The sequence below is a fragment of the Pseudomonas sp. GW821-FHT07E12 genome, assembly GCF_058986605.1.
Window position 1 is genome coordinate 34,586 of the sequence record NZ_JBYSVX010000005.1, and the last position, 20,507, is coordinate 55,092.

Here is a 20,507-nt window from a genome sequence, read left to right on the forward strand (position 1 = left end):
GAACGGCTCTGTGCGGGGTTGAAAGGCCCGCGCAAGCGGGTCCGGGGCATCCTGCATGTTACTTGCGGCGCGAAAGCACGGGCAAGTATGCTGCGTACAGCGTGCCGGGGTATGCCGGCCGCCATTCAGCCTTACCCTGCAATGCCGGAATCCCCTTTGACCGACTCCACACCCCGGCCTTCGCCGAACGAAAACCACCTCCTGATCAACGCCTACACGACGCATCCGGAGTCCCCCCTGTTGCCCGTCACCCGCCGCATTGCCGACAGCGGCTGCAATCTCGTGGATGCGCGCCTGTCGACCGTCGGCCGCGACGTCTCGGTGACCGCCCTGGCGACCGGCTCGTGGGATTCGGTGGCCAAGCTCGAAGCGATGATGACGCGGCTGGAGCGCGAGGAAGGGCTGAAGCTGGTGTGGTATCGCACCGGGCCCAAGCAGACCCAGTCGAACCTGCTGCCCTACATCGTCGAGGTCATCGCCGCCGACAAGCCGGGCATCCTGTTCCAGCTGGCCGACTTCTTCGATCGCCAGGGCATCACCATCGAGAACCTGCAGAGTTCGCGCTACCGCGCGATGCAGACCGGTGCGGAGATGTTCTCGGCGCAGGTGACGATCGGCGTGCCCGCCAACATGCACATCGCCGCATTGCGCGACGATTTCCTCGAATTCTGCGATCACCTCAACCTCGACGCGATCATGGACCCGATGAAGTTCTGATCGCCGGAGCAGCGATGGCCATCGAGATATCCGCACTGGAACAGATGTTCGCCAACATTCGCGCCGATACCGACTGGAACATCGACGGCCCGATGCAATGGGGCTATTTCTTCGCCGACGGTGACGCCGACGCCCTGCAGCGGCTCGGTGCCGAACTGGCCCGCGAAGGCTACCGTTTGGTGGATGTCTTCCTCGCCGACAGGGAAGAAGGTGATGAAGACGAGGACGACGTCTATTTCCTGCACGTGGAGCGCATCGAGACGCACACGATCGACTCACTGCGCCGACGCAACGAACATCTCCAGGCGATGGCCGAGCAGTTCGGCGTGGCCACCTACGACGGCATGGACGTCGGCCCGCCTCCGCATTGACCCCTTTCCCGTCCCGCTTGAGGAGCCATGACTGAATCCCGGATCGAACTGCCGGCCTCGGCACTGAACCTTCCCCTCGCACTGTCCGACGGCGCCGGCACGACCCTGGCCGAACAGGCCGGCCACTGGCTGGTGCTGTACTTCTACCCCAAGGACAGCACACCCGGCTGCACCACCGAAGGCCTGGACTTCAACGCGCTGCTGCCGAAATTCGAGCGTGCCGGCGCCCGTGTGCTGGGTGTTTCACGCGACTCGGTAAAGTCCCACGATAACTTCTGCACCAAGCAGGGATTCCGCTTCCCACTGGTCAGCGATGCTGACGAGGCGCTGTGCAAGGCATTCGATGTCATCAAACTGAAGAACATGTACGGCAAACAGGTGCTGGGCATCGAACGCAGCACCTTCCTCATTTCGCCAGACAGTCGTATCGTGCAGGCGTGGCGCAAGGTCAAGGTGGCCGGCCACGCGGACGCAGTACTCGAAGCCCTGAAGGCCCACAGCAAGCAGTGAATCCTTTGTTTCCCGCATACAACATCACCCTGCTCCGCAGGTCGTGATGGTTCGTCCCTGCCCCTCACCCAGGAATCGATGATGACCCGAGGCAAGCGCATCTACGTACTGGATACCAACGTGCTGATGCACGACCCGACCGCGCTGTTCAAATTCGAGGAGCACGACGTCTTCCTGCCGATGCAGGTGATCGAGGAACTGGACAACGCCAAGAAGGGCACGTCCGAAGTCAGCCGCAACGCGCGCCAGGTCAGCCGCTTCCTCGACGAACTGCTGGGCAGCGCCAGTGCCGAGCAGATCCAGGCCGGCATCACCCTCAGCCACCCGCAGGGCATCCAGCTCAAGGGCCAGGGCGGCATCGGCAAGCTGTATTTCCAGACCACCGCCAGCCAGCCCGGCCGCACCTTCGGCGAGGTGGTGCCGGACAACAAGATCCTGGCTTCGGTATTGGAGCTGCGCGAGCTTCACCCGGAAGTGCCGGTGGTGCTGGTCTCCAAGGACATCAACCTGCGCATCAAGGCCTCGATCAGCGGCCTGACCGCCGAGGACTACGAGAACGACCGCGCGCTGGACGATTTCAGCCTGCTGTTCACCGGCGCGCTCGAACTGCCCGAGAACTTCTGGCAGAAGCACAACCAGGATCTGCGCAGCTGGAGCGACAAGGGCCGCACCCACTACGAGATCCAGCTCGCCGAGGACGAGGACTTCTACCCGAACCAGTACCTGTACCTGCCGGGTGAGGACGAGGTCGAAATGCGGGTGGCCAAGCTCGGCGCCGGCAAGGCGACGCTGAGCCTGGTCGAGGACTATCGCAGCGGCCAGCACGCGGTGTGGGGCATCGCCGCGCGCAACCGCGAGCAGAACTTCGCGCTCAACGCATTGATGGATCCGGAGATCGACTTCGTCACCCTGCTCGGCACCGCCGGCACCGGCAAGACCTTGCTTGCACTGGCGGCGGGTCTGGCGCAGACCATGGACCAGCAGCGCTACCGCGAGATCATCATGACCCGCGCGACCGTCAGCGTCGGCGAGGACATCGGCTTCCTGCCCGGCACCGAGGAAGAGAAGATGACGCCGTGGATGGGCGCGCTGACCGACAACCTGGAAGTGCTCACGCACAATCAGGAAGGCGGCGCCTGGGGCCGCGCGGCCACCAACGACCTGCTCGCCAGCCGCATCAAGATCCGCTCGATGAACTTCATGCGCGGCCGCACCTTCCTGTCGCGCTACCTGATCCTCGACGAAGCGCAGAACCTCACGCCCAAGCAGATGAAGACGCTGGTCACCCGCGCCGGTCCGGGCACCAAGATCGTCTGTCTCGGCAACGTCGAGCAGATCGATACGCCCTACCTCACCGAAACCACGTCCGGCCTGACCTACGCGGTGGACCGCTTCAAGGCCTGGCCGCACAGCGCGCACATCACCCTGCGTCGCGGCGAGCGCTCGCGTCTGGCCGATTACGCGTCGGAGGTCTTGTGAGCCGCGGCGCCCTCTGCGTCGCCGTAGCCGGCCTGCTGCTGGCCGGCTGCGCCACACGCGGGCCGGCCACGGTGCCGACCCAGGTCAGGAGCGGGCAGTCGTGGGTGATCACCCGCCCGCTCGCCGCCGCGCAGGTGCTGGACACCTGCTCGCGCGACAGCCCAGGGCGACATCCCGGCGAAGTGACCGGTTTCTGGGCACCCAGCCGGCAGCAGATCGATCAACTGGAAGCAGTGCTGCACAAGCTGCAACCCACGATCGCCGCGCCGGCGAAATCCGATCGCCAATACGTGGGCATCGAATCCAACGGGCGCCAGCTGATCTACATCAACGCGTTTTATCTTGCCGACCATTCGGATCTCGATCCCGGCCGGGCCGCCATCCGTGTCTGCGATGGCGGCTCGGCCTTCTGGGGTGCGATTTACGATCCGCAGAGCGGCGAGTTCTCCCAGATCGAAACCAACGGACCAGGCTGAGGCCGGAAACGCACGGAGGAACACCGTGGGAATCAACCTGCCGCGCTGGGTCTGGGTCGGGGCCGTTACGCTGTCGGCGGTAGCCGGTATGGTCAACGTGATCGCCTACCTGGGAGTCGAGCATCAGGTGGTCAGCCACATGTCCGGCACCACCAGCCTGCTCGGTGCCGCCCTGGCGCACGGAGACTGGAGCGAGGTGCGATTGCTGTGGGGCGTGTTGATCGCCTTCAGTCTCGGCGCGATGCTCAGCGGCCTGATCATCCAAGACAGCGCGTTGCAGCTTGGCCGGCGCTACGGCGTCGCGTTGTTGCTGGAGTCGATCCTGCTGCTGGCCGCGATCCCGCTGCTCGAACGCCATCCGACCTGGGGCATTTTCTCGGCCGCGGCGGCCTGCGGCCTGCAGAACGCAATGGCCACCACCTACAGCGGCGCTGCCGTGCGCACCACCCACCTGAGCGGGATGTTCACTGACCTTGGCATCGGCCTGGGCCACCTGCTGCGTGGCATGCCGCTGCAGATACGGCGGCTCACGCTGAGCGGCCTGATCATCAGCGGCTTCCTGTGCGGAAGCCTGCTCGGCACGTGGCTGTTCCAGAACCTGTACTACCGGTCGCTACTGGTACCGGCCTGCATCACTGGCCTCACCGGCACCGGCTACGTGATCTACCGGCAGTGGTCGCTGTACCGGGCCGAAGACGCGCAGTCGCACATCCGTTGAATGCACTGACGCTGGCACCACCAGGACCTTGCGTCATTTCTCGGCAACATGGCTTCGCCACACCCCCCTCCGTCAGTCCGCCAGACCACCGATGACCCCGACCACGCTCGACATCCAGGCAAGTGATGGACATCGCTGGCAACTGATCGCCCGGCTGCCCGCCAATCCGGTCGCCCGCCTGCTTTGGGTGCCCGCGCTCGGCGTGGCGGCACGCCACTACGAAGCCCTTGCCGACACGCTCGCAGCCAAGGGCATCGCCGTGTTTCTGCACGAATGGCGCGGCAATGGCAGCAGTTCGCTACGCCCTTCCCGCGAATGTGACTGGGGCTATCGAGAGCTGCTGCTCGAAGATCTCGCCGCCAGCCGCGCCGCGCTCTCCGCACATGCCGAAGCAACTCCACTGATCCTCGGCGGGCACAGCCTGGGTGGGCAATTGGCGTGCTGCCACGCGGCACTCTCGCCGGACGGAATCACGCACTTGTGGCTGGTCGCAAGCGGCAGCCCCTACTGGCGAACCTTTGCGCCGCCCCGACGCTACGCCCTGCCACTCGCCTACCGCTTCATGCCATGGCTGGCGCAACGCCGCGGCACGCTGCCGGGGCGCAGCCTGGGTTTCGGCGGAACCGAAGCACGCGGACTGATCCGCGATTGGGCGCGCGTCGGCCTCACCAATCACTATGCCGCTGCGGGCCTGCCCACGGAGCTGGAAACCGGCATGGCGGCGCTCCACGTCGCCATCACCGGCGTGGTGATGGCTGACGATTGGCTGGGTCCGGAAAGTTCGCTGCGGGCAATTCTCGCCAAGCTGGGCGGCCAATACAAAAGCATTCATCGCATCACACAGGCGCAATTGGGCACCCGCGCGGACCATTTCGCATGGATGAAGCAGCCTCAGGCAGTGGCACAGATGCTGTGTGAATCCCTGCGCTGACGCCTTTTCCCGCAGGCTTTCACGCCGACAGCGGCAAAGTACCGGAACCCGCCACGTTCAGCCGCTCGATAACCTCCGGCAGATGAACCATCCATTCGCCACAAAAGGTTGACGCCCGCCGTTCACATCCGCATAATTCCGCTCCTGTTGACGCGCCCGTAGCTCAGTTGGATAGAGTACCTGGCTACGAACCAGGCGGTCGGGAGTTCGAATCTCTCCGGGCGCACCATCATCAGGAAAACTAAAGAGACAGCATCCAGTGCTGTCTTTTTGCTTCAAAGCAGTAAAAAAATGCGCCCGTAGCTCAGTTGGATAGAGTACCTGGCTACGAACCAGGCGGTCGGGAGTTCGAATCTCTCCGGGCGCACCAAATTCGAAACGACCTACGGCAACGCAGGTCGTTTTTTTATGTGGCTTGTTTTTTATGCGGCTTGAGTGGCCTTCACGGCCAGCAGCTCAACCTCGTAGCCCGCTTCCTGCCATGCCGCCAGGCCACCGCGCAGGGGCCGCACATCACGATAGCGATGCTCACGCAGTCGCGCTGCAAGCCAAGCCGCCGACACCTCATCCGGGCACGCGCAGAAGATCACGATGCCTCGTTCAACCGGGTACGCCGCAAGGATCTCGTCGAGACGGCGCTCGTCCGCAAACACCGCACCCGGGATCGTGTAAGGCTCCAGCTCGCGATAACCCGGCGCACGGATATCGAGTACGACCGGCGCATCCTGCCCTTCAAGCGCGGCATACAGCTCGTCCACCTCGATCCTGGATTTCTCCAGCGAACGCCGCAGCACATGACGACGCCAGCCACGCCAACCGATGTAGATCGCCAGCAGCACGATCACCACGATCACCGCACCGGAACCAAGCTCGACCAGCACATCGGTCGCCCGCTCGATCTGCCCACGAAACAGCACGCCCAGCGCCACACCGGCCAACGCCCACAACGCCGCACCAAGCGCGTCGTAACGAAGGAACGCAGGCAGGCCTACCCGCATTGCACCCGCCATCGGTACGGACACCATCGACAGTCCCGGCACGAACTTGGCGATCGCCAGCACCCGCACACCCCAGCGACCATAGAAGCGCTCCGTCTTCTTCATGCAGCTGTCGCGCGACAACGACAGCCGACACAGCGAGCTCAGCGTCGAAGCACCATAGCGACGCCCGGCGCCGTACCAGACCAGATCACCCAACAGACTGGCCGCGATGGACACCGCCAATACCGCAAGGCAGCCGAACCAACCCGTCACACCGTCCTGCAACGCGAATCCCGCACCGACCACGATCAGCGTCGGCATCGCCGGCACCGGCAGTCCCAGCGACAACGCCAGCACGTTCACGAACACCAGCACCAGCCCGTATTGCTCCAGCAGCGCCTGCATTGCCCGACTCCACCACCCCAAGTAACCGTTGCGGATTATCCCGCCTTACGCGATGGAACCGACGGAACGGTACGTTGCCGCGATACGCTGTTGCCACTCGTCGAGCAGCCCCTTGCGCCGCAGGCGCTGACGCCACCAGGCCAGCGCCTTGCCCTCTTCCTCGATCCGCCAGGCGAGATAGAACGTTTCCTCCGGCTTGCGCTCCTCCACCTGCACCGCTACCAATCGCCCCTCCTTGATCGCCGCTTCCGCGTACGGCACAGGAAGGAAGCCGTAGCCCAGTCCCGAGAGCTGGAACAGGTACTTGTCATGCATGTCGGCCACCGTCAGCACGTCACGCTCGGACAGCAGCCCCACGGTCCGCGGCAACAGACGACGCGCCGTGTCCCCCACCGCGATGGCGCGATGCATCGCCAGGTCAGCGGAGGACACCTTGCCAAGCGCAGCCAACGGATGACTCGGCGCAACCGCGAACACGAAACCCACCTTGCCCAGCGGCTCGGCGACATAGCCCGCGCCACTCGGCCCCTCACCGGCCGCAATCACCAGATCCGCACGCCGATCCAGCAACGCCTCCCAGGCGCCAGACAGCGCGTCGCGCTGCAGGCGCAAGCGCGTGTTCGGCGCGGTGCCGCAAAAGGTACGAATGTCCGGCTCCAGCAACCATCCCGGAAACACCGAATCGACCGCGATCCCCAGATCGGCCTCCCAACCCGAAGCAACACGTCGCACGCGCTGTTCGAGCTCCTGCGCCGCCTGCAGCAGATGACGCCCCTCACGCAACAACTCCCGTCCGGCCTCGGTTGGCCACGCCTTGGGACCGGAGCGTTCGAACAACTGCACGCCAAGATCCTCCTCCAGCTTGGCGACCGTGTAGGAAATCGTGGAAGGCACTTTGAACAGCAGTTTCGCAGCGCCCGCGAACGAACCCCGCCGGTCGATCGCATCCAGGATCTGCAGCGCTTCCAGGCTGATCTTCATGTTCGAATTTTTCGATTGTATCGCTCGAATCTACTCGCTTTTTCAATCATAAAAAAGCCGCGAGACTACGCCCAATCCAAAGGGACAAGGCAAACAGGGCCCCGAGGGAAATCATCGATAGAATCGAAAGGAGACCGACATGCTGCAAGTTCGCAAGAGCAACACCCGAGGCCATGCCGAACACGGCTGGCTGTCCTCGCGCCACACGTTCTCGTTCGCGCATTACCACGATCCCCACCACATGGGCTTCGGCCCACTGCGGGTGATCAACGAGGACCGCGTGCAGCCGTCCGAGGGCTTCGGTACGCACGGCCATCGCGACATGGAGATCGTCTCCTACGTCCTGTCCGGCGCGCTCGAACACAAGGACAGCATGGGTACCGGCTCGGTGCTGCATTACGGCGACGTCCAGCGCATGAGCGCCGGCAGCGGCGTGACGCACAGCGAGTTCAACCACTCCCACGAAGAGCCGGTGCACTTCCTGCAGATCTGGCTGTTCCCGGAGCGCAACGGCATCGAGCCGAGCTACGAGGAAAAGAACTTCACACCCGAGAGCAAGCGCAACCAACTGCGCCTGATCGCCTCCCCGGACGCGGCCGACGGCTCGCTTGCGATCCATCAGGACACACGCATCTTCGCCTCGATCCTGGATGGCGAGCAGCATCTCGAACATCGCCTGGCCAAAGGACGCGCCGCCTACGTACAGGTCGCACGCGGCAGCCTCGTCATCAACGGACAGCCACTGCAGCAAGGCGACGCCGCGCAGATCGTGGAGGAAGACAGCATCATCCTGTCCGATGGCAAGGACGCGGAAATCCTGCTGTTCGATCTGCCACTGCAGTGACCGGCACCTGATACCGCGCCAAAGCAGACAACCCGCCTTTCGGCGGGTTGTTTGTATCCAGCAGAAGCAAGTAGAGATTCATCATGCGCCACTTGCCACCTCGCCACTCCTGCTGGCACATGCCATTACCGCAGCGCCGAGCAATACCCCGGATCCCCAGAGCAAAATCCATCGGCGCCACAAACAAAAACGCCCGCAACTCACTGAGTTACGAGCGTTTCGATTTTGGCGGAGTGAGAGGGATTCGAACCCTCGATAGAGCTTTTGACCCTATACTCCCTTAGCAGGGGAGCCCCTTCAGCCGCTCGGGCATCACTCCGGAATTTCCGTCCCCGTCGCGATGATCGCTGCGGGGTGCGAAGAATACCGGTTAATGAGGGCTAACGTAAACCCTCATCGCAAAGATTATTCCTCGCTGTGGCCCGCACCATGCGATGTCGGCTCTTCGCCGCGCTGGATGCGCTGGTAAATCTCTTCGCGATGCACCGCGACATCCTTCGGCGCAGTGATGCCGATACGCACCTGGTTACCTTTGACGCCGAGCACGGTCACCGTCACCGAATCGCCAATCATCAAGGTTTCGCCGACACGGCGGGTCAGGATCAACATGGTAGTAGTTCTCCAGGAACTGGCAGGGGACTTTCCCGCCAGCTTCGGCACTCCAGACGGAGCACCCCACAGTAAGGGAAAAAGATCAGAAATGTTAACGGCATCACCCACCGCCCTTCAAGGCACGGCGGGCAAAACATTCAGGGGAGATGCTGCTTGACCCACTCAGCGACCCCGGCGAGGGTCGGGGCAAGGGCGGGCCCGTCCTCGCCACCACCCTGGGCGAGATCCGGGCGGCCGCCGCCCTTGCCCCCGATCTGACTGGCGACATGGGCGAGGAGTTCCCCCGCCTTGACCTTGCCTGTTGGGCTGCCATTCACGCCAGCAACCAGGGCGATCTTGCCGTCGACTGCACCGGCCAGCACGACCACCAGATCCGGCAACTGCTGCTTGAGACGATCAACCGCCTCGCGCAGCGCCTTGGCATCGAAGCCTTCCAGCCGCGTCGCCAATACCTTCACTCCGGCAACATCGACAGCCGAACCCGCCAGATCAACGGTAGCACCGGAGGCCAACTTGGCCTTCAGCGCTTCCAGCTCGCGCTCCAGCTTCTTCTGGCGCTCGCCGAGCTGACGAATCTTGTCGACCACATCCGTCGCGTTGCCGCCCAGCAGGCCTGCAGCCTCATGCAGGCACTGTTCCTCGGCAACCACATGATCCAGGGCGCCCTGCCCGGTCACCGCCTCGATGCGGCGCACGCCCGAGGACACGCCACCTTCGGAAACGATCTTGAACAGGCCGATATCGCCGGTGCGGCCGACGTGGGTACCGCCACACAGCTCGACCGATTCGCCCATCGTCACCACGCGCACGCGCTCACCGTACTTCTCGCCGAACAGTGCCATTGCACCGGCATCGAGCGCGGCCTGCATGTCCATCTGCTGGATGACCACGGCGTGGTTCGCGCGCACCTCGTCGTTGACTCTGCGCTCGACCTCGGCGAGATCAGCAGCCGCCACCGGCTGGAAGTGCGAGAAATCAAAGCGCAGGCGATCCGGTGCGACCAGCGAGCCCTTCTGCGCCACGTGGGTACCCAGCAGATCGCGCAGCGCGCCATGCAATAGGTGGGTAGCCGAGTGATTGAGCACGATCGTGCCGCGCCGACTGCCATTGACGCTGCCTGACAGCACGTCGCCGATCTTCAGCGCGCCCTGCGCAATGCGACCGACATGGCCGTGGAACTGTCCGGCGAACTTCTGCGTGTCGGCCACGTCCAGATGCACGCCTGTCGCCACCAGAGTGCCGGTATCACCAACCTGACCACCGGATTCGGCATAGAACGGCGTGCGGTCGGTGAACACGATGACGTCATCCCCCGCCGATGCCGATTCCACGGGCCGACCATCGCGCAACAGCGCCACGATCTTCTGACCGTCGACCTGCAGCAGGTCATATCCCAGGAACACCGTCGGCGACAATGTCGAGACCAGTTCGGCCGGCAGCTGTACGCCACCGCCGAACTTGCCCGCCGCACGCGCGGTCTCGCGCTGGCGTTCCATGGCGGCATCGAAGCCCGCCATGTCCACGCTCATGCCACGTTCGCGCGCGATGTCCGCGGTGAGATCGACCGGGAAGCCGTAGGTGTCGTACAGACGGAACGCATCAGCACCGGGGATCATGCCGTCGGTGACCTTGGCGGCCACGTCGTCGAAGATCTTCATGCCGGCGTCTAGCGTCTCGGCAAAGCGCTCCTCCTCGGCCAGGAGCGCACGCTCCACCGTGTCGGCTGCGGCCGGCAGCTCCGGGTAGGCCTCGCCCATCAGCCCAACCAGCGTCGGCACCATCTTGCTGAAGAACGGCTGGCGCACGCCGAGCATCCAGCCGTGTCGCAGGGCGCGGCGGATGATCCGGCGCAACACATAGCCGCGCCCCTCGTTGGAAGGCAGCACGCCGTCGACGATCAGGAACGAGCAGGCGCGGATGTGATCGGCGATCACGCGCAACGACTTGTTCTCCAGATCGGAGGTACCGGTCAGCTCGGCCGCCTTGCGGACCAACACTGCGAACAGGTCGATCTCGTAGTTGCTGTGCACGTGCTGCAGGATCGCCGCCAGACGCTCCAGACCCATGCCCGTATCCACGCACGGCGCCGGTAGCGGCATCAGGGTGCCGTCGGGCTGGCGATCGAACTGCATGAACACCAGGTTCCAGATTTCGATGAAACGATCACCATCCTCGTCCGGCGAGCCTGGAGGACCACCGGCGATGTGGTCGCCATGGTCGTAGAAGATCTCGGTGCATGGACCACATGGACCGGTGTCGGCCATCTGCCAGAAGTTATCCGAAGCGTACGGCGCGCCCTTGTTGTCTCCGATGCGCACGATGCACTCGGCCGGCACGCCGATCATGTCGCGCCACAGCGCGTACGCCTCGTCATCGGTGTGATACACCGTGACCAGCAAGCGCTCGGCCGGCAGTTTCCAGACCTGGGTCAACAGCTCCCAGGCCCAGGCAATCGCTTCCTTCTTGAAGTAATCGCCGAACGACCAGTTGCCCAGCATCTCGAAGAAGGTGTGGTGGCGGGCGGTGTAGCCGACCTGATCCAGGTCGTTGTGCTTGCCGCCGGCACGCAGGCAGCGCTGGACGTCCGCCACGCGCACGTAGCTGCGCTTTTCTGCGCCCAGGAACACGTCCTTGAACTGCACCATGCCGGAATTGGTGAACAGCAGGGTCGGGTCGTTGCCCGGCACCAGTGGCGCCGACGGCACGATGGTATGGCCCTTGCCCTTGAAGAACTCAAGGAAGTCGCTGCGGATCTGAGAAGTGGTGAATTTGGCGGGTGCGTTCATGAGACTGGCAGTAGGCGGCATCGCCGAAGCGACGGCACTCCCGGCGGGAGCGCGAAATCGGAACAACCTAACCGCCAAGGGTATCAGGCCTTGCCTGTTCAGTCCCATGGACGCGTTTAGGTCCTCCGAAAACTGCCAACCAGCACCGCGTGAACGGCCAGGTCTATCTGGCGCAGATCACAACTCGAGCCTTGGCGCCCCCACTGAGCCAGCCACTCACTCGAGCATCTCGGCATCTCCCGGATCAAAGCGGGTCGCGGTACGGATGCAATCGCCATCGAAGCCACGGCGCGCCAGCAAATCAGCGGCTTTGCGCCGCTGGGCCAGATCGACCGGACCAGACTCGCCGAAGCGACGGCAGACCAGATCGCGGGCGTTCCGGCTCCAGTCTCCGTCGAACCCTGCCAGCGCAGCCGCTACCGCCTCGCTATCCAGGCCATGGGTGCCCAGCTCGGCGCGGATGTGCAGCGGCCCGTATCCGGTGGCCGCGCGACTGCGCACCAGCAACTCGGCGAAGCGGACATCGTCCTGCCACCCCTCTCCGGCCAGGCGCTCGACCGCGGCAGAAGCCGCTTCGGCCTCGACACCCCGCGCAAGCAGTTTGCGGGTCAGTTCCTTGCGTGAATGTTCGCGCCGGACCAGCAGCCCCAGGGCACGCTGAAGTGGCGTGGGCTCCGGTCTGGATTTGCGATTCGGCTTGTGGGTCATTGCAAGATCGTCAATACCAAGATCGTCAATACAGGGAAGGCCGCTCGGCATCATTTGCGCTTCATTACTTGCGCTTCGGAGCGGAACCGGATCGTTTGCTCGGTCCAGTCTTGGGTTTCGACGCTGGGGGTTTCGGCACCGGCAGCTCGGCAGCGGTGACCATCATCAGGCGGCGCAATAGACCAGGCTCATCCAGGGCCTCGTCGATCACGAACCAGAGCTTGGCCTCAGGATACGGCCGGCCCTCGAGCGCCTGGGGCAACAGCTTGCGGCCGGCTTCGGTCGGTTTGAGGAAGAGCGTGTTGTCGGCAGCTATGGCTACGAACTTCCCATCGCAATAAAAACCGTACTCACCGAACATCTTCCGGTGCGTCAGCCTCTCCGGCAGGCCCGCTTGTTCGAGCACATACTCGATGAAACCCTGATCCGTCGCCATCACGGCCCCTCACGACAATGCCGAGCCGGTCCGGCCCAGAGGTGCGCCATCCTTGGCACCTGCCCTCCTGGTCAGCATTCAAAAGTTGCCCCGGACGAGGAACGCCACTGACAGCATTCCCCGCCCGGAGCAGAAGACTCAATGGAACTCAGTCATCCTTGCCGTCGTCTTCCTCACGCGCGGCCTCGGCGGGCTGGAACTTGTCGCGCAGTTCGGCCTCGAGCTTGGCCGCCACCTGCGGGTTGTCGCGCAGGTAGCCGCGGGCGTTGTCCTTGCCCTGGCCGATGCGCTCGTCGCCGTAGCTGTACCAGGCACCCGCCTTCTCCACGAGCTTGGCTTCCACGCCCATGTCGATCAGCTCACCCTCGCGGCTGATGCCTTCGCCGTACAGGATCTCGGTGACGACCTGCTTGAACGGGGGCGCCAGCTTGTTCTTGACCACCTTGATCTTGGTCTGGTTGCCGATGATCTCGTCGCCCTTCTTGATCGAGCCGATGCGACGGATATCCAGGCGCACCGAGGCGTAGAACTTCAGCGCGTTGCCACCGGTGGTCACTTCCGGGCTCTGGCCCGGCATCATCACGCCGATCTTCATGCGCAGCTGGTTGATGAAGACCACCAAGGTGTTGGAACGCTTGATGTTGCCGGTCAGCTTGCGCAGCGCCTGGCTCATCAGACGCGCCTGCAGACCCGGCAGCTGATCGCCCATCTCGCCTTCGATTTCGGCCTTCGGGGTCAATGCCGCCACCGAGTCGATGACCACGATATCGACCGAGCCCGAGCGCACCAGCATGTCGGTGATCTCCAGCGCCTGCTCGCCGGTATCCGGCTGCGACAGCAGCAGATCGTCGACGTTGACGCCGAGCTTGGCAGCGTAGATCGGGTCGAGTGCGTGCTCGGCGTCGATGAAGGCTGCGGTACCCCCCTTCTTCTGGCACTCGGCGATCGCCTGCAGGGTCAGCGTGGTCTTGCCCGAGGATTCCGGGCCATAGATTTCCACCACCCGGCCCTTGGGCAGGCCGCCGATGCCCAGCGCGATGTCCAGCATCAGCGAGCCGGTCGGAATCACCTCGACCGCTTCGACGACGCGATCGCCCATGCGCATCACCGAGCCCTTGCCGAACTGCTTCTCGATCTGGCCCAGGGCGGCGGAAAGGGCGCGCTTCTTGTTCTCGTCCATCGGGTGGTTCCTCGTCAGTGAATTTGGAGTGGGATCAATCTAGCGTCGGTGTATCGCAGAAGCTGAGACTGTCTGCGATGCCCTCAAAATTAAGTGCGGTCGAACCTGCCCGGCAGCAGGACACACCGGTCGATCGCGTGAGAAAACCACGCATATCGACATCAGATGGCGCGCTCACCGGTTCGGCCTCAGCAGGCCGCAGTACAAGCCCTCGATCGCGAAATCCTGGTCCGGCAGCACCTCGATCGGGGCGTAGTCCGGATTGCGCGGCAGCAGGCGGATGCGGTCCTTGCCGATCTTCAGCAACTTGACGGTGATTTCCTCATCGATCCGCGCCACCACGATCTGCCCGGAATGGGCGTCACGGGTACGGTGCACGCCGATCAGGTCGCCGTCGAAGATGCCCTCGTCGCGCATCGAGTCGCCCTGCACCTTGAGCAGGTAATCCGGCGAAGGCGAGAACAGCACCCGATCCAGTACCAGGAAGTCGTCCGAACCGATGTCGGCGCCGATAGGCAGGCCGGCAGCGACCCGGCCCAGCACCGGCAAGCGCAGGACGTCGTCACGTGCCGCGACCGGCTCGTTCGCCGCTGTCGCGGCAGCGACCAGTCGGATACCGCGCGCCTGCCCAGGCACACGCCGGATCGCGCCTGCCTGCTCCAGCGCCTCCAGGTGGTACTGCGCGGCGCGCACCCCCTTGAAGCCGAAGGCGCGGGCGATTTCGGTCTGCGACGGCGGCACGCCGTCGGATTCGATGCGCTCGGCGATCATGGCCAGAATCGCCTGCTGGGTATCGGTCAGGTCCATGGTTAGTAGTATTACTACTAATTGAAGCCACTGCAAGCAGCAATCGATGCCGGCTCTTCGTAGGAGCGGCTTCAGCCGCGATGGGGCTTTCCCGGTAAAGCCTCATCGCGGCTGAAGCCGCCCCTGCGGGAGTCAGGTCAGTCCCTGCCGCTGCGCCAGATCGAGACCAGTATCCAGATGCCGCATAGCGCGGCACCAAGAAAGCCGGTCACGCCGATCACCAGCAGCCAGCGGCTGGAAATGCCGCCGACGCTGTTCATCACGATCGACGAACCGATCAGCAGCGCAGCGGTCACTATCCCCATCGTCAGCCGGTTGGCGGCGCGATTGATCTGTGCACCGAACGCCTTGAGCGACTGCGTTTCCACATGCAGCTGCAACCGCCCACGACGGGCCGCCTGCAACAAGCGTTTGAGATCACGCGGCAGATCGCCGATCAGGTCGATGGCGCCGCTCAGGGTGCGCCGGCCGCGTCGCAACACCTGCTTCGGCCCGAAACGCTGCAGCAGCGCCCGCTGCAGGAACGGGCGCGCCGCGCTGGCCATGTCGAAGTCGGGATCGAGCTGTCGACCCATCCCCTCCAGGCTGAGGAACGTCTTGATCATCAGCGCCAGGTCTGCCGGCAGGGTCAGTGCGTGCTCGCGCAGGATCGCAGTGACATCGCCCAGCATCGAGCCGATCCGCAGCTCCTTCAGCGGCACGCCACGGTACTGGTCCACGAAGGTGCCGATCTCCTGCTGCAGCCGCATCTCGTCCACTTCGAGTCCACCGGCCGCCCATTCCAGCAGCACATCGACCACGATCTCGGCATCGTGCTCGACCATGCCGTACAGCAGCTGCGCGACCTGCTGGCGCCGCTGCTCGGAGATACGACCAACCATGCCGAAGTCGATCATGCATATCCGGCCATCACGCATGTAGAAGATGTTGCCGGGGTGCGGATCGGCATGAAAACAGCCGTCTTCCAGCACCATCTTCAGCACGATGCCGGCGCCGAGCTGGGCCAGCCGTACGCGGTCGAGCCCGGCCGCATCCACCGCCGCCAGGTCGCGCCCGGGGATGCCATCGACAAAGTCCTGCACGTTGAGGCTTTCGCAGGTCCACTGCCAATGCACCGCAGGAATCAGGACATCGCCGTTTCCGGCGAAATTGGCGGCAATGCGCTCAGCATTGCGGCACTCGGCAGCGAAATCCAGCTCGCGTCGCAAGGACACGGTGAACTGATGGACCACTTCCTTCGGCCGGTAGCGCTGCAGATCCGGCGCGCGCGCCTCGACGATCTCGGCCAGCCGCGCCAGCAGGCGCAGGTCGGCCTCGACCACGTCGCGGATGCCGGGTCGACGCACCTTGAGCACCACCGGGCTGCCATCGTGCAGCCACGCCCGGTGGGTCTGCGCCAAAGAAGCCGCCGCCAGCGGCCGCTCGTCGAAGCGTGCGAACACCTGCTCCGGCGGTACGCCCAGATCGGCCAGAAGCTGGTCGCGGATCTGCTCGAACGGCAGCGCGGGCACTGCGTTCTGCAGCTCGGAAAGCTCGTCGGTCCACTCCGGCGGCAACAGGTCCACGCGCGTGGCCAGCACCTGACCCAGCTTGACGAAGGTCGGTCCGAGTTCCTCCATCGCGCGCCGCACCCGCACCGCCGCCGACATGCGCAGCATTCCCTCGGCGTTGTGCCAGTGCAGCAGCCGCCCTGTCCGTTCGAGCACATCGGCCATGCCGATGCGGCGCACGACATCGCCAAAACCGTAGCGAATCAGGACCGAGGCAATCTCCTGCAGACGCCCCAGGTCGCGCACGGTCCCGAGTGCATCCCACATCATGCCGCGCATGACGTCCTCCGTGACGGGAGCGGCGTATGTGTACTCACAACAACGCGCTCAGTCCGCGCAATGCCGCGGCGACCGTCTGCCGACGTACCGCGTCGCGGTCACCGTCGAAATGGAACGTTGCCGCGCCGGCGTAACCACCACGGTGCTTCCAACCGATCCAGACCGTACCGACCGGCTTGTCGATACTGCCACCGCCCGGACCGGCGATGCCGGTGACCGCCACCGCGATGCTCGCGCCTGAATTGGCCAGCGCACCGGACACCATCTCGATCACCGTCTCGCGACTGACCGCGCCATGTGTTTCCAGCGTCTGCGGGCGCACGCCGAGCAGCGCCTGCTTGGCCTCGTAGCTGTAGGCCGCCATGCCGCAGTCGAACCATGCCGAGGAACCGGCAACATCGGTCATCGCCTTGGCGATCCAGCCGCCGGTGCAACTTTCGGCCGTCACCAGATGCTCACGCCGCTCCAGCAGTTGCGCACCCAGCGCCTCGGAAAGCTCGCGCAGTTCGGAATCGGAAGGAATGGGCATGAGACGACAGGCCTGTGGATCAGGCCTGTTTGTAACCGAATTCGGGAGCCCTGTCTGCGCCGCATCGCAGGCCGGGGCGGCGCTCATACGCCCCGGCATTCATGCATCAATGGTCGTGATGCAGGTACGCCGCCTGTTTCGGCAGGCGCAGGCTGACCAGGAACGCCACCACCATCATCACCGTGACATACCAGAAGAATGCAGGTTCATAACCCAGCTGCTTCAAGCCCAGCGCCACGTACTCGGCCGACCCGCCGAAGATCGCGTTGCCGACCGCGTAGGCCAGGCCCACGCCGAGCGCGCGCACCTGCGGCGGGAACATCTCGGCCTTCACGATGCCGCTGATCGAGGTGTAGAAGCTGACGATCGTCAGCGCCACCACGATCAGCACGAAGGCAATGACCGGACTGGTGACGTGCTGCAGCGTGGTCAGGATCGGCACCGTCAGCAGCGCACCGAGCGCGCCGAACAGCAGCATGTTGTTGCGCCGACCGATGCGGTCGGACAGCATCCCGAACACCGGCTGCATGCACATGTACAAGAACAGCGCACCGGTCATCACGAAACTCGCGGTCTTGATCGGCAGGTGCACCGTGTTGACCAGAAATTTCTGCATGTAGGTGGTGAAGGTATAGAAGATCAGCGAACCGCCTGCGGTGTAACCAAGCACGGTGAAGAACGCTGCCTTGTGATCGCGGAACAGCGCACTGATCGAGCCGGCGTCCTTGTCCTTGCGCACATCTGCGCTCTGGGTCTCGCTGAGCGTACGCCGCAGCAGCACCGACACCACTGCCGCGAGCGCACCGATCACGAACGGCACCCGCCAGCCCCAGGCACGGATCTCCTGTTCGGACAGCAGCGCTTCGATCAGCACGATCACCAGCACGGCCAGAAGCTGGCCACCGATCAGCGTCACGTACTGGAACGAGGAGAAGAAGCCGCGTTGACCGCGCAGCGCTACCTCACTCATGTAAGTCGCGGTGGTGCCGTATTCGCCGCCGACCGACAAGCCCTGCAGCAGGCGCGCAGCCAGCAGCAGCACCGGTGCGAGCGCGCCGATCGCGGCGTAGGTCGGCAGGCAGGCGATCATCAGCGAGCCGGCGCACATCATCGTCACCGAGATCAGCATCGATGACTTGCGCCCGTAGCGATCGGCGACGCGTCCGAACAGCCAGCCCCCGATCGGGCGCATCAGGAACCCGGCGGCGAACACGCCGGCGGTATTCAGCAACTGCGCGGTGGGATCGCTCTTGGGAAAGAACTCGCCGGCGAAGTAGATCGCGCAGAACGCGTAGACGTAGAAATCGAACCACTCCACCAGGTTGCCCGAGGATGCCGCCATGATCGAGAACACCCGATGGCGTTTTTCCTGGGCGGTGTATTGGGGAAGCGCGGCAGTCTGCTGGTCTGACATGGGAAAGGACTCCGTGGTGTCCGGGGATATGCGCGGGAAGCGGTCACCGGACGGGTAAGACGGATGCACTGCATGGGCCGCATGCTCCGCGCACCCTTCCTTCATGTACACCCAACCGGATTAACACTTTGGTCTGACGGGCGCGGCAACTCCCTGACACGCCTACCATTCATCCTCTGCGTGCGGCAGCAAGGCACGGATCGGTTCACCATCACGGCCCGCCGCCAGACGTTCTGCCTCGGCCATCGGCAGGTCCACCTCGATCAGCCAGCCCTGCTCGTCGGCCTGCTCGCCACGCACCACGTCCAGCGCATGCAGCCGCGAGCGCAGCCGACCGGCCGAAGGTGACAGCCGCAGCGTGCCCTGCACGTGCTGCAGGTTGAGACGCCGGGCGAGCACATCGCGCAGCAGTTCCAGGCCTTCGCCATTGCGGGCGGAGATCCAGACCCGCTCGCGGCGCGCCTCGTCCGGGACGCCGTCCTGCGCGTCGTGACGTACTTCGGCACCTTCGATGCGGTCGATCTTGTTGAACACCAGCAACTGCGGCAGATCGCCGGCACCGACCGCCTGCAACACTTCGTCGACCTGGCGGATGCGGTCCTCGCGCAACGGATCGGCCGCATCGACGATGTGCAGCAGCATGTCCGCCTCGCGCGCTTCCGACAGGGTCGATCGGAACGCGGCCACCAGTTCATGCGGCAGATCGCGCACGAAGCCGACGGTATCGGCCAGCACCACATGACCGCCGGGCAGCGCGATACGGCGCACGGTCGGGTCCAGCGTGGCGAACAGTTGGTCGGCGGCGTAGGCCTCCGCGCCGGTCAGCGCGTTGAACAGTGTCGACTTGCCGGCATTGGTATAGCCGACCAGCGCCACCCGCGGCAGCTCGCTGCGCACGCGTGCACGGCGCATCTGGGTGCGCTGCACCTCGACTTTCTCCAACCGCTTCTGCAACTGCTCGACCCGCTTCTGCAACAGGCGGCGGTCGGTTTCGAGCTGGGTTTCACCCGGGCCACGCAGGCCGATCGAACCACCGCGCTGGCGCTCCAGGTGGGTCCAGCCACGCACCAGTCGCGTGGCCATATGGCGCAATTGCGCCAGCTCGACCTGCAGCTTGCCTTCATGGCTGCGTGCGCGCTGGGCGAAGATGTCCAGGATCAGCCCGGTGCGGTCGATCACGCGCCGCCCCAGGTACCGCTCCAGGTTGCGCTCCTGCACCGGCGAGAGCTGATGGTTCACCAGTATCAGGTCGGCGCCGGTGGCGTCGGCTGCAGCCTTGACCTCTTCCAGCTTGCCGCTGCCGATCAGCGTGGACGGATTCGGCCGGTCGATACGCGCGGTCAGGGTAGCGGCCACGCTCGCGCCGGCCGAACGTGCCAGGTCGGCAAACTCCTCCAGCACGTCTTCCTCGACCGGCCCGGCGTGGGGCTGGATCAACAGCGCGTGCTCGCCCTTGCGCGAACGGTCAAACACGCATCACTCCCATCTCACTCAACGTCGTCGCTTTCATCCTGCACGGAGCCATCAGCACCGGACTGCACATAGCCGCCACCCGGCCCCACGCGCACATTGCGCGCCGGCACCACGGTGGAAATGGCGTGCTTGTAGACCATCTGGCTGACGGTGTTGCGCAGCAGGACCACGAACTGGTCGAACGACTCGATCGTGCCCTGCAGCTTGATGCCGTTGACCAGGTACACGGATACCGGAACGCGCTCACGACGCAGTGCGTTCAGGAAAGGATCCTGCAAAGACTGTCCCTTGGACATCGAAGACTCCCGATTATTGATTGTT

General features: G+C 64.4%; 21 protein-coding genes and 3 tRNA genes. 10 read left to right on the forward strand and 14 right to left on the reverse strand.

Translation table 11 applies throughout. The features are described from left to right. The first annotated feature begins 141 nt into the window (after window positions 1–141). The 9 genes from AC3WJE_RS04825 (at window position 142) to AC3WJE_RS04865 (ending at window position 5,572) form a co-directional block, all read left to right on the forward strand. On the forward strand, window positions 142–717 hold the full coding sequence (locus AC3WJE_RS04825; protein WP_493729645.1) for a glycine cleavage system transcriptional repressor: 576 nt from the start codon (window positions 142–144) through the stop codon (window positions 715–717). A gap of 14 nt (window positions 718–731) precedes the next feature. Further along, a complete protein-coding gene (locus tag AC3WJE_RS04830) occupies window positions 732–1,088 on the forward strand; it encodes a ribonuclease E inhibitor RraB (protein WP_493729646.1) in 357 nt (118 codons plus the stop codon). Between the two features lie 27 nt (window positions 1,089–1,115). After that, entirely contained in the window at window positions 1,116–1,598 is a 483-nt protein-coding gene (locus tag AC3WJE_RS04835; RefSeq protein ID WP_493729647.1) for a peroxiredoxin, read from the forward strand. Window positions 1,599–1,679: 81 nt separating this feature from the next. Next, on the forward strand, window positions 1,680–3,077 hold the full coding sequence (locus tag AC3WJE_RS04840; protein WP_493729648.1) for a PhoH family protein: 1,398 nt from the start codon (window positions 1,680–1,682) through the stop codon (window positions 3,075–3,077). Further along, entirely contained in the window at window positions 3,074–3,553 is a 480-nt protein-coding gene (locus AC3WJE_RS04845; RefSeq protein ID WP_493729649.1) for a hypothetical protein, read from the forward strand. Before AC3WJE_RS04840 ends, AC3WJE_RS04845 begins: the two co-directional genes overlap by 4 nt. 25 nt (window positions 3,554–3,578) lie before the next feature. Next, window positions 3,579–4,271, forward strand: coding sequence for a YoaK family protein (locus AC3WJE_RS04850; RefSeq protein WP_493729650.1), 693 nt, complete (start codon window positions 3,579–3,581; stop codon window positions 4,269–4,271). A gap of 91 nt (window positions 4,272–4,362) precedes the next feature. Next, entirely contained in the window at window positions 4,363–5,202 is an 840-nt protein-coding gene (locus tag AC3WJE_RS04855; protein WP_493729651.1) for an alpha/beta hydrolase family protein, read from the forward strand. Window positions 5,203–5,354: 152 nt separating this feature from the next. Then, window positions 5,355–5,431, forward strand: a tRNA-Arg gene (locus AC3WJE_RS04860). Window positions 5,432–5,495: 64 nt separating this feature from the next. Continuing rightward, a tRNA-Arg gene (locus AC3WJE_RS04865) sits at window positions 5,496–5,572 on the forward strand. Between the two features lie 52 nt (window positions 5,573–5,624). Here AC3WJE_RS04865 and AC3WJE_RS04870 read toward each other — a convergent pair. Further along, window positions 5,625–6,587 (reverse strand): DedA family protein/thiosulfate sulfurtransferase GlpE, encoded by a 963-nt coding sequence (locus tag AC3WJE_RS04870; protein ID WP_493729652.1) that lies wholly within the window; start codon window positions 6,585–6,587, stop codon window positions 5,625–5,627. A 45-nt stretch (window positions 6,588–6,632) separates the two neighbouring features. Then, window positions 6,633–7,568, reverse strand: a complete 936-nt coding sequence (locus AC3WJE_RS04875; protein WP_493729653.1) for a LysR family transcriptional regulator — start codon at window positions 7,566–7,568, stop codon at window positions 6,633–6,635. Between the two features lie 139 nt (window positions 7,569–7,707). Between AC3WJE_RS04875 and AC3WJE_RS04880 the strand changes: the two genes are divergently transcribed. Then, window positions 7,708–8,412 (forward strand): pirin family protein, encoded by a 705-nt coding sequence (locus AC3WJE_RS04880; protein ID WP_493729654.1) that lies wholly within the window; start codon window positions 7,708–7,710, stop codon window positions 8,410–8,412. A 226-nt stretch (window positions 8,413–8,638) separates the two neighbouring features. On the opposite strand, the gene AC3WJE_RS04885 is transcribed toward AC3WJE_RS04880, so the two are convergent. From AC3WJE_RS04885 to hfq, 12 genes are all read right to left on the reverse strand, one after another. Further along, window positions 8,639–8,731 (reverse strand) — tRNA-Ser (locus tag AC3WJE_RS04885). An 86-nt stretch (window positions 8,732–8,817) separates the two neighbouring features. After that, on the reverse strand, window positions 8,818–9,021 hold the full coding sequence (gene csrA / locus AC3WJE_RS04890; protein WP_493729655.1) for a carbon storage regulator CsrA: 204 nt from the start codon (window positions 9,019–9,021) through the stop codon (window positions 8,818–8,820). Window positions 9,022–9,161: 140 nt separating this feature from the next. Continuing rightward, the gene (alaS, locus tag AC3WJE_RS04895) at window positions 9,162–11,810 is read right to left on the reverse strand and encodes an alanine--tRNA ligase (protein WP_493729656.1); all 2,649 of its coding nucleotides are present in this window, start codon (window positions 11,808–11,810) and stop codon (window positions 9,162–9,164) included. Between the two features lie 216 nt (window positions 11,811–12,026). Continuing rightward, complete coding sequence (recX, locus tag AC3WJE_RS04900; RefSeq protein ID WP_493729657.1) at window positions 12,027–12,572, reverse strand: recombination regulator RecX; 546 nt, start codon at window positions 12,570–12,572, stop codon at window positions 12,027–12,029. A 10-nt stretch (window positions 12,573–12,582) separates the two neighbouring features. Further along, window positions 12,583–12,954, reverse strand: a complete 372-nt coding sequence (locus tag AC3WJE_RS04905; protein WP_493729658.1) for a TfoX/Sxy family protein — start codon at window positions 12,952–12,954, stop codon at window positions 12,583–12,585. A gap of 148 nt (window positions 12,955–13,102) precedes the next feature. Further along, window positions 13,103–14,134 (reverse strand): recombinase RecA, encoded by a 1,032-nt coding sequence (recA, locus tag AC3WJE_RS04910; RefSeq protein WP_493729659.1) that lies wholly within the window; start codon window positions 14,132–14,134, stop codon window positions 13,103–13,105. A 174-nt stretch (window positions 14,135–14,308) separates the two neighbouring features. Further along, complete coding sequence (gene lexA / locus AC3WJE_RS04915) at window positions 14,309–14,941, reverse strand: transcriptional repressor LexA (protein ID WP_493729660.1); 633 nt, start codon at window positions 14,939–14,941, stop codon at window positions 14,309–14,311. A 137-nt stretch (window positions 14,942–15,078) separates the two neighbouring features. Then, window positions 15,079–16,770, reverse strand: coding sequence for a 2-polyprenylphenol 6-hydroxylase (ubiB, locus tag AC3WJE_RS04920; RefSeq protein ID WP_493729661.1), 1,692 nt, complete (start codon window positions 16,768–16,770; stop codon window positions 15,079–15,081). 34 nt (window positions 16,771–16,804) lie between these two features. Then, on the reverse strand, window positions 16,805–17,299 hold the full coding sequence (locus AC3WJE_RS04925) for a CinA family protein (protein WP_493729662.1): 495 nt from the start codon (window positions 17,297–17,299) through the stop codon (window positions 16,805–16,807). A gap of 106 nt (window positions 17,300–17,405) precedes the next feature. Then, window positions 17,406–18,713 (reverse strand): MFS family transporter, encoded by a 1,308-nt coding sequence (locus AC3WJE_RS04930; RefSeq protein ID WP_493729663.1) that lies wholly within the window; start codon window positions 18,711–18,713, stop codon window positions 17,406–17,408. A gap of 162 nt (window positions 18,714–18,875) precedes the next feature. Beyond that, window positions 18,876–20,186, reverse strand: coding sequence for a ribosome rescue GTPase HflX (gene hflX, locus AC3WJE_RS04935; RefSeq protein WP_493729664.1), 1,311 nt, complete (start codon window positions 20,184–20,186; stop codon window positions 18,876–18,878). A 14-nt stretch (window positions 20,187–20,200) separates the two neighbouring features. Next, entirely contained in the window at window positions 20,201–20,482 is a 282-nt protein-coding gene (hfq, locus tag AC3WJE_RS04940) for an RNA chaperone Hfq (protein WP_493729665.1), read from the reverse strand. Between the last annotated feature and the right edge of the window lie 25 nt (window positions 20,483–20,507).